Below are 13061 nucleotides of genomic sequence, written 5' to 3' on the forward strand. Positions count from 1 at the left end.
AACAGCCCCCGTTATGGCTCTGACGACGCTAAAACGGGGGCTGTTTTTTGCTTTTTCGTCTCTGAGGGGCGTTCGGAACGGTGGAATTTGCAGAATACTCGCGATTTTGCACATCGCTACAGGGGGTACCTTTGCTTTGGCGGTTTACTTGCCCTGTACCATGGTGAGGGAGATTTTCTTGCGGTCGCGATCGACCTTTTCGACCCACACCTTGACCGTGTCACCGACGCGCACCACGTCGCTCGGGTGCTTGACAAAGCGGTTGGCCAGCTTGGAGATGTGTACGAGGCCGTCCTGGTGCACGCCCACGTCGACGAAGGCGCCAAAGTCGACGACGTTGCGCACCGTGCCCTTGAGCTCCATGCCGGGCTCCAGGTCGTCGATGGAAAGCGCCGAGCGGCTAAAGACCACCTCGGGCGCGTCGTCGCGCGGGTCGCGACTGGGCTTCTTGAGCTCGTTGACAATGTCGATGAGCGTCAGGGTGCCGCAGTCCAGGTCGCTTGCCAGCGTCGAGATGCTGCCCAGGCGGCGCTCGATATCGGGCACGCCGCCGCGGCTGAGCTCGCTGGCCGCCACACCGGCGCGTTCCAGGACGGACGTGGCCACCTCGTAGCTTTCGGGGTGGACGCTCGTCGCGTCGAGCGGGTTCTTACCGCCGCTGATGCGCAAAAAGCCCGCGGCGTTGAGGTATGCCTTGGGTCCCAGCTTGGGGACCTTCTTGAGCTGGCGGCGATCGGTAAAGGCGCCGTTTTCCTCGCGGTAAGCCACGATGTTTTTGGCCACGCTCGGCGTGATGCCCGATACGTATCCCAGCAGGCTCGCGCTCGCGGTGTTCACGTCGACGCCCACGCGGTTGACGACGTCCTCCACCACGTGGCCCAGGGTGCGCGAAAGCTCGGCCTGGTCAAGGTCGTGCTGGTACTGGCCAACGCCGATGGACTGGGGCGGAATCTTGACGAGCTCTGCCAGCGGGTCTTGCAGGCGGCGGCCCAGGCTCATGGCGCCACGCACGGTGACGTCCAGGTCGGGATATTCCTGGCTGGCGAGCTCGGAGGCGGAGTACACCGATGCGCCGGCCTCGTTGACGATGGTGTAGCGAAGGCTGGGCGCCTGCTCGGCAATGAACTCCGAAACGACTTCCTCGGTCTCGCGGCTGGCGGTGCCGTTGCCGATGACGATGGTGTTGACGCTGTCCTTCTTGACGAGGCGGGCGAGCTCGCGCTTGGTGCCGGCGACGTCGTGGCGCGGCTTGGTGGGGTAGACCACGCCGTGGTCGAGCAGCTTGCCGGTCTCGTCCATAACGGCGACCTTGCAGCCGGTGCGGTAGCCCGGATCGAGCGCGAGCACGCGGGCGCCACGGACGGGGCGTGCCGAGAGCAGGCCCTCGAGATTCTTGGCAAAGACGTTGATAGCCTCGGACTGGGCGCGAACGGTGAGTTTGGCGCGGGCCTCGCGCTCCAGCGAGGGGGCCATGAGGCGCCTGTAGCCGTCGGCGATGGCGGCGTCAAAGACGGGCGCGAAGACGCCCTGGCGTCGGGGCCAACGGCTGCCGAGGCGTGCCGTGGCGGCGGCGCCGTCGACGTTCACGCGCACGCGGAGCTTGCCCTCGCGCTCACCGCGGTCGATAGCCAGCACGCGGTGGTTGGGTATACGGCGCAGCGGCTCGTCAAAGTTGTAGTAGGGCTCGTAGGGGGTCTTCTCGGTGGGGTCGGTGGCTTCGACGACGATATCGGCGGTGTTTTGCGTAAAGGCGCGCAGGTCGGCGACGTTCTCGGGGTCTTCGGCCACCGTCTCGGCCACGATGTCCGCCGCGCCGGCGAGCGCCTTCTCGGGCGTGTCGAAGCCGGCCTCCTCGTTGACGTAGGCTGCGGCGGCGTCGAGTGCGCTGCCCTTGGCGGATGCCTGCATGATGATCATGTTGGCGAGCGGCTCCAGGCCTGCCCCGCGGGCCTTCTGCGCGCGGGTCATACGCTTTTTGCGGTAGGGCTTGTAGAGGTCCTCGACACGCTGGAGCTGCGTGGCCTCGCGAATCTGCTGCTCGAGTTCGGGCGTGAGTTTGCCTTGGGCATCGATGAGCAGAATGACGTCCTCTTTGCGCTGTTCAAGATTGCGCAGGTAGGACAGGCGCTCGTCGAGTGCGCGCAGGGCGACGTCGTCCATGCCGCCCGTTGCTTCCTTGCGGTAGCGCGAGATAAAGGGGATGGTGTTGCCCTCGTCGATGAGCTTGACGGCCGCCTCAATGTTGGCGGCCTTAAGGTTGAGCTCGCGGGCGAGCTGGGCGATAAGATCCATGGGACTCCTTGCGTTTAAGGTGCGTTTGCGACACAGGGCTACCAAGGATACCACCCGTCCCAAAAGGCTGTTTTGGGGCCGCGCCACGAAAACGGCCTATCTACTACGTTTTACCCGTAGGGGCTGACCATGCCTGGTTTTTCCGAAAATCGGCAAGTCGTCTACCTGCGGTTTTTATTTCGCGAAATTTGGCATGGTTAAGGGCGATCGGTTAAACGTAGTAGATAGGCCCATTTCGTGGCGAACGAATCAGACTGAGGCGCAAAATGGCCCCCGCCCCAGAAAAATCGTCGGCAAGGTAGCAAAAAGCCCCGCGGGCAGGAGGCTGCTCGCGGGGCAAAGAAGAGGGGCTTGTTGGTGGCGGACCGAAGGGTTCGGCATGGGGTTTCTGCCGCGGCCCGCCCTAAAGCGTTACAGCTCGACGAGCTGGCCGGTCTCGGCGGCCTCCTTGATAGCGTTAAGCAGCGTGAGCGTCTTGACGTTATCGGCGGGGGTCACGACGGGCTCGACCTCGCGGCGGACAACCTTCACAAAGTGCTTGAGCTGCATCTTGTGCGGCAGTGCCGGGTCGACGGCCGGAATCTCCATCTGCAGCGGCTTGTGCCAGTTAGAGGCGCCGTCGTAGGAGAACTGGTGCAGGCGGGGCAGCGACAGGGCGCCCTTAGTGCCGCCGATAAAGTAGGCGTCGGCGTCGAAGGGGCGGTACTGCGGATCCTCGCGAGCGGTGGCCTCCCAGTTCCAGGGGCTGGCGGTGGCGTCGGAGATGGTCATGCTTGCGAGCGCGCCATCGGCAAAACGGACGTTGACCACGGCGGAGTCCTCGGTCTCAAAACCGCGGGCGGCGCTGGACTGCATACCCTGGACGGCAACGGGCTCGCCCAGCAGGTAGCGGAGCAGGTCGACGTCGTGCACCAGGTTGACCAGGATCGGGCCGGCACCCTTCTTGCGGCGCCACTCGACATCGAAATACTCGTCGTTCTTATAGATCATGTAGTGGAAGCTCGACACGGTGAGCTTGCCCAGCTCGCCGGACTCGATGATCTCCTTGGCCTTGTTGACGAAGGGGTTGTGGCGACGGTGCTGGCCCACGAGCACGGGCACGCCGGCGGTCTCGGCCTCGGCAGCGAAAGCCTGGGCATCCTCCAGGTCGTTGGAGATCGGCTTTTCGACCAACGGCACGATATTGCGCTTCACAGCCTCGCGAGCAACGCCCAGGTGCAGGTCGTTGGGGGTGGCGATAATGACGGCCTCGGGCTTGACCTCGTCCATCATCTGGGCGGGATCGGTGTAAAACGGCACGCCGGCGGCCTCGGCCGTGGCGCGGGCGCCCTCAAAGGCGTCGGCGATGGCGACGAGCTCGGCCTCGGGCTCCTCGGTGACAAAGCGGATGTGGTTGCGGCCCATGGCGCCGGCGCCGATAACGGCAATGCGGACGGGATTGAGCTCAGACATTTCGACTCCTTAATACTGGTGGCCGGTGGAATGTGACAAAGGGGCAGTCCCTTTGTCACGTCGGTAAAACTAGGCAGACTTCTTCTTGCTGTCGGAGACCATCATGTAGACGGTGAGCACGACGGCGATGGCGGCGATCACGATGGCGCCGTAGAAGGACTGCTGGTAGGCGGCGCTGCCGGCCTCGGCGTGATACAGCACGGCGGTGATGGGCTGGCTGATCCAGGTGGAAGCGGCGTAGCCCAGGAACATGATGCCGTAGTTGACGCCGATGTTGCTGGTGCCGAAGGCGCCGCCGGTGAGCGGCGGGTAGATGACGAGCAGGGCGCCAAAGCTAAAGCCGAGCAGGGCGAGCGCCACAAAGAACATGGCCTGCGTAAAGCTCATCGACATGATGACGAGCGCGACGATGGTGACGACAAGGCTGATGAGCAGCGACTTGTAGGCACCGAGCTTGTCGATGATCTGACCAAAGGACAGGCGACCGACCAGGTTGGCGCAGGTGTTGACGGAGACGACCACGCCGCCGAGGGCGACGGCTGCGGCGCTCGTGGGGTCGGTGAAGAGCTGGACGGCGGCGATGGAGGCAACCTTGCCGACGAGCAGCGTGCCGGCGGTGGCGGCAAAGGCGAAGGTGATGATGAGGACCCAGAAGCGCGGGGTCTTGACCATCTCGCCCGGGGTGAGGTCGCCGAAGGTGCCGGCGTGTGCGCCACCCTTGGGGGCCTCGAAGCCCTCGGGCAGCCAGCCGGCCTCGGGGGCCTTCAGGAACAGGGCAGAGGCGGCGATCATCACAAAGAAGATGACGCCGAGCGCCTTAAGGGCGCCAAAGATGCCCAGGCTCGGGATGAGCAGTGAGGCGAGCACTGGGGACAGCACGGCGGGGCCGGCGGTCGAAGCGGCCAGGGTGATGCCGGAGGCGAGGCCCTTCTTGTCGATGAACCACTTCTGACCCGTGGTGAGCGCCGGGTTGTACCCCAGGCCGTTGCCGACGGCGGCGACGAGCGAGAACCACAGGTAGAACTGCCACGGCTCGGTGACGGTGCCGGACATGAACCAGCCCAGGCCGTAGCACACGGCGGCGGCGATCACGACGTTGCGCGGGCCGATCTTATCGGAGATGCGGCCGGCGAAGATGCCCGTTACGGCCATGATGGTCTGAAAGACCGGGAAGGCCCAGGTAAGAGCGCTGGACCACTCGGGGTAGACGGCGAGTAGGTTCTTGCTCACGACGGAATACAGCGCGATGGAGCTGATGAAGAACATGGTGACGCATGCGGCGGAAAGCACGACGGCGCGACCCTTGTTGGAGTTGGTGGAAGCCATTGGACTCTTTCTAATCGATGCGGGGGAGGAGCGGGCGTATCCGCGGGCCCTCCCTGTCAGGTTGGTTTACTGGTCAGTCGGCTTAGCGACGCCGGACTCGTCGGACCAAAGCTCGACGCCCTTGTTCTTAAGGTAGTTGTCGGCATAGGCGCGACGGCCGCCGGGCTTGGCGGTGAGGTCGCCCATCATGTTGGAGAAGCCGCCGTCGACCTTGATGGCGTCGCCGGTGGTAAAGTCCGATCGCGTGGACGCCAGGAACATGACGGCGTTGGCGATATCGCTGACCTCGCCGATGCGGCGCGTGGCGATCAGACGGCTGCGGCTCTTTTCGACCTCGGGATCGGCGTAGAAGTTGGCCGACATCGGGGTCTTGACGAAGCAGGGCTCAACGCAGTTGGAGCGCACGCCGTAGGGACCCCATTCGGCAGCCAGCATCTTGGACATCATGTTGACGCCCGCCTTGGTGGAGCTGTACACGCCCGAGAACGTCTCGGGGGAGTGGCTGGCAACGGTCGAGATGTGCACCAGGCGACCCTGGCCGGCCTTGATCATCTCGCGACCAAAGCGCTGCGAGGTGATGAAGTAACCGGTGAGGTTGACGTTGATGACCTCGTTCCAGTCGGAGAGCGGCAGGTCCTCCATGGCGGCGAAGCGCAGGATGCCGGCGGTGTTGACGAGGACGTCGACATGGCCGAAGTTGGCGATGGTGGCATCGACGGCGGCCTGAACCTCGGCCTCGTCGGTGGCGTTCATCTTGTAACCCTCGGCGTGGATGCCAAACTCGGCGGCGAGGTCGGCGGCTGCAGCCTTGACCTTTTCCTCGTCCAGATCGAGCAGGACGACGTTGGCGCCGTTGCGGGCGAACTCGCGGCAAATCTCGACGCCCATACCGCCGAGCGCGCCAGTCACGGCGCAGACATCGCCCTCGAGCTTAAGCCAATTGCTCATAGGAACTTCCCTTCTTGTGCCTCCCGGTGGGCCGCTCCCATTAACCGACCCACGTGGTTTTCGCTGGTTATCGTATGCTTTGCATTTGCGCAGGTGAATTGCATATTTGTTAGAATGGCGTTAACTGTAGGTTTATACTGTGCGATGCAGGCTATTCTCAATTGAGCGCGTGACCTGCGAAAACAACCCCCTGTGGCACCATGCGGTCACGGGTGCGAAAACGGGAGATTGACGTGTACGATCGACGACTTGAGGCCATATCGGCCGCCGCGGAGCTGGGAAGCTTCTCGCGTGCGGCGGCAAAATTGCGCGTGTCGACTCCGGCGCTCGTCAAGCAGGTATCGGGCTTCGAGGCGGAGTTCGGTATTACGCTGTTTGAGCGCTCGCATTCGGGCGTCAAGGTGACGCCGGCGGGTGCTCTGCTGGTGGACGACGCGCGCTCGATCATGCGCCAGTCCGAGGACGCCCTGCGCCGTGCTCGACGTGCGGCGGGTGACAGCGGTGCCGTGCGCCTGGGCGTGTCGATGATGTGCCCGGGGCGCCAAACGCTGTCGATGTGGACGGGCATCCACGATCTGGAGCCGTCGCTGCGATTTGAGATCGTGCCGGTAAGCAACCTCTACGACGAGCGCGAGACAGTCATGCGCAGCCTTGGTCGAGAGGTGGATGTGGTGCAGTCGAGTTTTTCTACCCCACGCTGGGGCGACACCTGCCAAAAGCTCCGCATCGTCAACGTGCCGTTTTATATCGACGTGCCGCGCACGAGCCCGCTGGCGCGCAAGACGCGCATCACGGTTGCCGACCTGGAGGGCATGCGCCTGCGCGTGCTCCGTCACGGCAACGACGCCATGGACAGCCTGCGCATCGACCTGTTGGCCGACGGCGGCGTGGACGTGATCGACGTGGAAAGCTTCGACTTTGCGCTCTTTAACGAGGCGGAGGAAAAGGGCGACGCGGTTCTCACCTGCGGAGCGTGGTCGGGGGTGCACCCGGCCTTTGTGGGCGTGCCGTTCCTGTGCGGCCGCGAGGTACCGGTCTTTCTGCACTACTCGCTCGAGCCCACCCTCCAAGTCCAAAAATTCGTCAACGCAATGGCTCAGCTTCTCAAATAGCTATCGTGTCGATGATTCTTTAATCCCCGTCCTAGAAAAATCATCTGGTAGAGTTGACCCCGCATGATTTACAAGACGCTATGCGCCACCTACTCTTTTGCCATTTGGGGGATTGAACTTGTGAATACTTCTGTCGCCAAGAAGGCCAGCCAGGCGGTGCGCCTGCTCATGATGGTGCTCACGGCAGTTCTCATCTTCTTCTTCATCAATGTTATGCTGCTCGTCTCCGATATTCAGGGCACGGCGCGCGTGGTCAACTACGCCGGTCTGGTGCGCGGTACCACGCAGCGAATCGTTAAGCTCGAGGACGCGGGCCAGCCTCAAGATGGCCTGCTCAAAGCCGTGGATTCATACATTAACGGTTTGCGTTACGGAAGTGACGACCTCAACCTCGTCCGTCTCAACGACGACGAGTATCAGACAAAGATGACCGAGCTTGCTAATTATTTTGATGAGCTTTGCACCGAGATCATCCGCGTGCGCGAAGTCGGCTATGAGAACACCGACATCATCTCCATGAGCGAGGAGTTCTTTGGCATTTGCGACGATGCTACGCGACTCGCAGAGGACTACTCTCAGGAGAAGGCGTCGGCGCTCAACTATCTCGAGGGCTTGGTGATCATCGACATCATGGGATTGGTGGCGGCCTTTGCGGTTGAACTTGTTCGAGCGGTGCGAACTGCCGCGCTCAATCGCGAACTGCAGAGCAAAGTCTATCTCGACGGAGCCACGGGACTGCCCAACAAGAACAAGTGCGAGGAGATCTTGGGGCAGGAGCAGTCTGTTTCCGCGGAGGCGCCCGTTGCGGTGTGCGTTTTCGACCTTAACAATCTGCATGCGGTCAATAACAGCTTTGGTCACGAGAAGGGCGACGAATGCATCCGCTCTTTTGCCCGGCAGCTGGGGCGTGTGTCGTCCGAGACCTGCTTCGTGGGTCGCGACGGCGGCGATGAGTTTATCGCGGTGCTGTGGGATGCCGATCGAGCTGCCGTGGAGTCCTGTCTCGCTCGGGTTCGTGCGAACGTGAACGAGTATTCCGAGGCTCACCCCGACATGCCTATTAGCTATGCGGTGGGCTATGCGCTTTCCAGTGATTTTGATGAACCGCCTACGATGCGCGAGCTCTTTTCCCAAGCCGACAAAAACATGTACATCGACAAGAACCGCGTAAAGACAGCCGAGGCAGCTGGGCCGCAACGCGAGGAGCGGTAAGCCTGTAACAGAGGGCATAGAAAAGCCTCCGCAGCCCGTGTGGCTGCGGAGGCTTTATTCGTTGCGGCGCATTGTGTTTGGGTCGTTGAGATGAGTCGATTTGCCCCGAAAGAGGAGGACATTGACCTTAGGGTCATGCCCGACGAATGAGCGGCAAATCGGCCATCTCGGCGGGCCGAACTACTCCAGCTCAAACGCTCCGGTATAGAGCTGATAGTAGTATCCGCGCTTGGCGATCAGCTCGTCGTGGTTGCCGCGCTCGATGATGCGGCCGTGGTCCAGGCAGATGATCGCGTCGGAGTTGCGCACGGTGGACAGGCGGTGTGCGATGACAAATGTCGTGCGGCCTTCCATGAGCTTGTCCATGCCGGCTTGCACGATAGCCTCGGTGCGGGTGTCGATGGAGCTCGTGGCCTCGTCCAGGATCATCGCCGGCGGATCGGCGACGGCAGCGCGTGCAATCGAAATCAGCTGGCGCTGGCCTTGCGACAGCTGGGCGCCGTTGCCGGTGAGCATGGTGTCGTAGCCGTCGGGCAGGCGGGTGATAAAGTCGTCCGCGCCCGCGAGCTTGGCCGCTGCGATGCACTCCTCGTCGGTGGCATCCAGGTTGCCGTAGCGGATGTTGTCCATCACGGTGCCGGTGAACAGGTTCACGTCCTGCAGCACCACGCCCAGCGAGCGGCGCAGGTCTGCCTTGCGGATCTTGTTGACGTTGATGCCGTCGTAGCGAATCTTGCCGTCGGCGATGTCATAGAAACGGTTGATGAGGTTGGTGATGGTCGTCTTACCGGCACCGGTGGCACCGACAAACGCGACTTTCTGACCCGGCTTGGCGTACACGGACACGCCGTGCAGCACCTCGTGGTCGGGCGTGTAGCCAAAGTCCACGTTGTCCATGACCAGATCGCCACGCAGCGGCACGTACTCGATTTCGCCGGTCGCGCGGTGCGGATGCTTCCACGCCCACATGCCGGTGTGGTGGTCGGCCTCCTCGAGCTGCCAAGTGTCGGGGTTGACCTGCGCGTTGACAAGTGTCACGTAGCCCTCGTCGGCCTCGGGCTCCTCGTCGAGCAGCTCAAAGATGCGCTCGGCGCCGGCAAGGCCCATGACCACGGCGTTGATCTGCTGCGAGATCTGGCCGATCTGGCCGCAGAACTGCTTGGTCATGTTGAGGAACGGTACCACGACGGCGATGGAAAGCGCCATGCCCGAGATGCTCAGGTTAGGCACGCCCAGCGCCAGGAAGATGCCGCCGGCTAACGCGACCAGCACGTAGAGCAGGTTGCCCAGGTTCATAAGGACGGGCATGAGGATGTTGGCGTACATGTTGGCCTTCTGCGAGACCTCGAAGAGCTTCTCGTTGCGCTCATCGAAATCGGCCTCGGCGGCGGACTCGTGGCAGAATGCCTTGACGACCTTCTGACCGTTCATGACCTCCTCGATATGACCTTCGACCACACCGAGCTCGGTCTGCTGCGCAATGAAGAAGCGCGCGGAGTTGGATCCGAGGAGCTTGGTCATAAAGGTCATAAAGGCGACGCCGGCAATGATGACCAGGCACATCCAGACGCTGTAGTACAGCATGATAAAGAACACCGTGACGATGACGATGATCGTCATGAGCAGGTTGGGCAGCGACTGGCTGATCATTTGGCGCAGCGTGTCGATGTCGTTGGTGTAGTGGCTCATGATGTCGCCGCGCTGATGCGTGTCGAAGTAGCGGATCGGCAGGTCCTGCATGCGGTTGAACATCTTCTCGCGCAGCTTCTCGAGCGAGCCCTGCGTGATGACGGCCATGGCGCGGTTCCAGAAGAGCGAAGACGCGACGCCCACGGCGTAGATGCAGCCGAGAGTAGTCACAAGCTTCAGAATTTTGGGCTGCGCGGCCGTCCAGTCGCCCGACTGCCATGATTCGCTGATGACCTGCAGCGCGCTCTGGAGAAACGTCGCGCCGATGGAGTTGATGACGGCGCAGAGCACCACGCCGGCGACGACGAGGGGCAAAAGCACCGGGTAGAAGCCAAAGAGCATCTTGATGAGGCGCGTCATGGTGCCGCCCTTGCGGTTGCGTGCATGCTCGGCGGTAGCGGCCTTACTCATGTGCCTCGCCTCCTTCCTGGGTCTGGATTTGCGATGCAGATGCCTCGGTGCCGGCTGCAGCGGTCTCGCCTGCGTCCTCGCCCTCGGCGCTCATCTTGTTCTGCGAGGTAAAAGTCTCGCGGTAGATCTCGCTCGTCTTGAGCAGCTCGTCGTGGTTGCCGATGTCCTTGATGCGGCCGCCCTCCATGACGATGATGCGATCGGCATCCTGCACGGAGCTAATACGCTGGGCAATGATGAGCTTGGTCGTGTTGGGCAGATAACTCGCCAGGCCCTCGCGGATCTTGGCGTCGGTCTTGGTGTCGACGGCGCTCGTGGAGTCATCCAGGATCAAGATCTTGGGGCGACGCAGCAGGGCACGCGCAATGCACAGGCGCTGCTTCTGGCCGCCGGAAACGTTGGAGCCGCCCTGCTCAATCCAGGTGTCGTAGCCCTTGGGGAAGCCGTCGACAAACTCGTCGGCGCAGGCCAGATGTGCTGCCTCGCGGACTTCCTCGTCGGTGGCGTTCGGGTCGCCCCAGCGCAGGTTTTCGGCGATGGTGCCGCTAAACAGCACGTTTTTCTGCAGCACCATGGCTACCTGGTGGCGCAGCGCGTCCAGATCGTAGTTGCGTACGTTCACGCCGCCGACGCGCACGGTGCCCTCGGTGACATCGTACAGGCGGGCGATCAGATTCACGAGCGTCGACTTGGCCGAGCCGGTGCCGCCGATAATACCGATGGTCTCGCCGCTCTTAATGTGCAGGTTGATATCGTCGAGCGCCTGGCGCTTCGCATGCGCGGAATACTTAAAGCTCACGTGGTCAAAGTCGATGGAGCCATCGGCGACCTCGAGCACGGGCTCGGCGGGATCGGCGATCGTGGGCTCGGCGGCAAGCACCTCGGTAATGCGGTGTGCCGACTCGTCGGCCATGGTCACCATGACAAAGATCATCGACAGCTGCATCAGACTCATCAGAATCTGGAAGCCATAGGTAAAGATCGAGGAGAGCTGGCCCACGTCGAACAAGGTGCCCTGGCTCGTGATGATGAGCTTGGAGCCCAGGTAGATGATGACAACGAACGCGCCGTTGACGCAGATGTTCATCATGGGGTTATTGAAGGCGAGTAGCTTTTCGGCGCGGGTAAAGTCCATCTGGACGTCGCGCGCGGCGGTGGCGAACTTCTCTTTCTCGTAGTCCTGGCGCACATAGCTCTTGACCACGCGCATGCCGGTGACGTTTTCCTCGACGGACTCGTTGAGCGCGTCGTACTTGCGGAACACGCGGGCAAAGATCGGGCGCACCTTATAGATGATAAAGAACAGGCCAAAGCCCAGCAGCGGAATGATGACCAGGTAGACCATGGCGACGCTGCCGCCCATGGCGTAGGCCATGGCAAAGGCAAAGACCAATACCAGCGGCGCGCGCACGGCGATGCGGATGAGCATCATAAAGGCCTGCTGCACGTTGTTGATGTCGGTGGTGAGGCGGGTGACGAGCGAGGAGCTCGAGAACTCATCGATGTTGGCAAAGCTGAACGTCTGGATCTTGTAGAACAGGTCGTGACGCAGGTTCTTGGCGAAGCCGCAGCTCGCATGACTGCAGGTGACGCCGGCAGCGGCACCAAAAGCGAGCGACGTCAGTGCGATGAGCACCAAAAAGCCTGCGGTGGGAAGCATCTGGGCGACGGTGGCACCGTCTTTGATGGCGTCGATCATGTCGGCGGTGATAAACGGGATCATCATTTCGCAGAGCACCTCGCCAAGCACCAGTAGCGGCGTGGCGATCGTGACCTTCTTGTAATCGCGGATGCTTCCCATGAGGGTTTTAATCATCCAGTTCCTCCCAGGTTACGCGGATTTTTTCGAGCATCTCGGCGAGCTGTTCGCGCTCGTCGTGCGTAAGGGCGCTAAAAGCCTGTTCCCTAAAGCGAATGCGGGCGGCCTGCTCAATGCGGGCCTTTTCCCATCCAGCTTCGGTCAGGCGAATGGTGAGCTGCCGACGATCCTTGGGATTGCGGCTGCGTTCGATGATGCCGCCCATTTCGAGCTTGGACAGAATCTCGGAAAGGGACCCCGGCTTGAGGTCGAAGTGCATGCCGAGTTCCTGTTGGGACAGCTCGCCGGTCGGCTGCTTGGCGAGCAGGCAGACGATGGGCGCCTTGCCAGACACGCCGCCGCCATGAAAGTGCATGTAGTGGCCGCAAAAGCCTAGGCCGCTCAGGATGCGCTTGGCGAGTTTGTCTTCGGCGCTGACCGCTTCGGGTATGTCTACCGGTTGCGACGGGTCGCCGCCGGGTTCATGCGGATAGGCGAGTGGTTCAACACACATATCTAAGCTTCGCTCCTTTCTTTAGTTAGGTAGTGGAATTGTTTTGTGCCTAACTAATTTAGGAGCGTGAGAAATCAATGTCAAGGTACCAAACTTATAGTTACGGCGTTTTACCAAACGCCGTAACCGCTCGACGCTGCAAGCCCGCCAGAGCGGCAATCTGCCTTTCAACTTCGGCGGCATGGCCAGAAGGCCTATGCCCTCCTCTTTCACGTCACCTTGCTCGCTCTGGGGCGTTTTCGCTCATATGACCCAATCCGCTGTCAAGAGCCACAATGGCCCCGCCGACCGCCTGCAATCGGTCGGC

Annotated in this window: 9 protein-coding genes; 2 read left to right on the forward strand and 7 right to left on the reverse strand. The window is 61.9% G+C overall.

All coding sequences use genetic code 11. From position 1 onward, the window contains the following. Window positions 1-144: 144 nt before the first annotated feature. From PMX21_RS04075 to PMX21_RS04090, 4 genes are all read right to left on the reverse strand, one after another. Entirely contained in the window at window positions 145-2292 is a 2148-nt protein-coding gene (locus PMX21_RS04075) for a Tex family protein (protein WP_271758207.1), read from the reverse strand. A 411-nt stretch (window positions 2293-2703) separates the two neighbouring features. Next, window positions 2704-3744, reverse strand: a complete 1041-nt coding sequence (locus tag PMX21_RS04080) for a Gfo/Idh/MocA family protein (RefSeq protein ID WP_006235665.1) — start codon at window positions 3742-3744, stop codon at window positions 2704-2706. Between the two features lie 69 nt (window positions 3745-3813). Continuing rightward, a complete protein-coding gene (locus PMX21_RS04085; RefSeq protein WP_271758210.1) occupies window positions 3814-5070 on the reverse strand; it encodes an MFS transporter in 1257 nt (418 codons plus the stop codon). 66 nt (window positions 5071-5136) lie between these two features. After that, window positions 5137-6018 carry an SDR family NAD(P)-dependent oxidoreductase gene (locus PMX21_RS04090; RefSeq protein ID WP_271758212.1) on the reverse strand — a complete coding sequence of 294 codons (882 nt, stop codon included), beginning with the start codon at window positions 6016-6018 and terminating at the stop codon, window positions 5137-5139. A 233-nt stretch (window positions 6019-6251) separates the two neighbouring features. Here PMX21_RS04090 and PMX21_RS04095 point away from each other — a divergent pair, with 233 nt between their 5' ends. Beyond that, window positions 6252-7130, forward strand: a complete 879-nt coding sequence (locus tag PMX21_RS04095; protein WP_271758213.1) for a LysR family transcriptional regulator — start codon at window positions 6252-6254, stop codon at window positions 7128-7130. A 120-nt stretch (window positions 7131-7250) separates the two neighbouring features. After that, entirely contained in the window at window positions 7251-8342 is a 1092-nt protein-coding gene (locus PMX21_RS04100) for a GGDEF domain-containing protein (RefSeq protein ID WP_271758215.1), read from the forward strand. A gap of 180 nt (window positions 8343-8522) precedes the next feature. On the opposite strand, the gene PMX21_RS04105 is transcribed toward PMX21_RS04100, so the two are convergent. Genes PMX21_RS04105 through PMX21_RS04115 form a run of 3 tightly spaced genes read right to left on the reverse strand, consistent with a single transcriptional unit; the run spans window position 8523 to window position 12754 of the window. Next, window positions 8523-10442, reverse strand: a complete 1920-nt coding sequence (locus PMX21_RS04105) for an ABC transporter ATP-binding protein (protein ID WP_271758217.1) — start codon at window positions 10440-10442, stop codon at window positions 8523-8525. Beyond that, window positions 10435-12258: an ABC transporter ATP-binding protein gene (locus tag PMX21_RS04110; protein WP_271758219.1), complete on the reverse strand. Its 1824-nt coding sequence runs from the start codon at window positions 12256-12258 to the stop codon at window positions 10435-10437. The genes PMX21_RS04105 and PMX21_RS04110 overlap by 8 nt, the downstream gene beginning before the upstream one ends. Continuing rightward, window positions 12251-12754, reverse strand: a complete 504-nt coding sequence (locus tag PMX21_RS04115) for a MarR family winged helix-turn-helix transcriptional regulator (RefSeq protein WP_271758221.1) — start codon at window positions 12752-12754, stop codon at window positions 12251-12253. Before PMX21_RS04115 ends, PMX21_RS04110 begins: the two co-directional genes overlap by 8 nt. Window positions 12755-13061: the final 307 nt, after the last annotated feature.

The sequence above is a fragment of the Collinsella aerofaciens genome (genome assembly GCF_028209885.1).
Lineage (GTDB): Bacteria > Actinomycetota > Coriobacteriia > Coriobacteriales > Coriobacteriaceae > Collinsella > Collinsella aerofaciens_BA.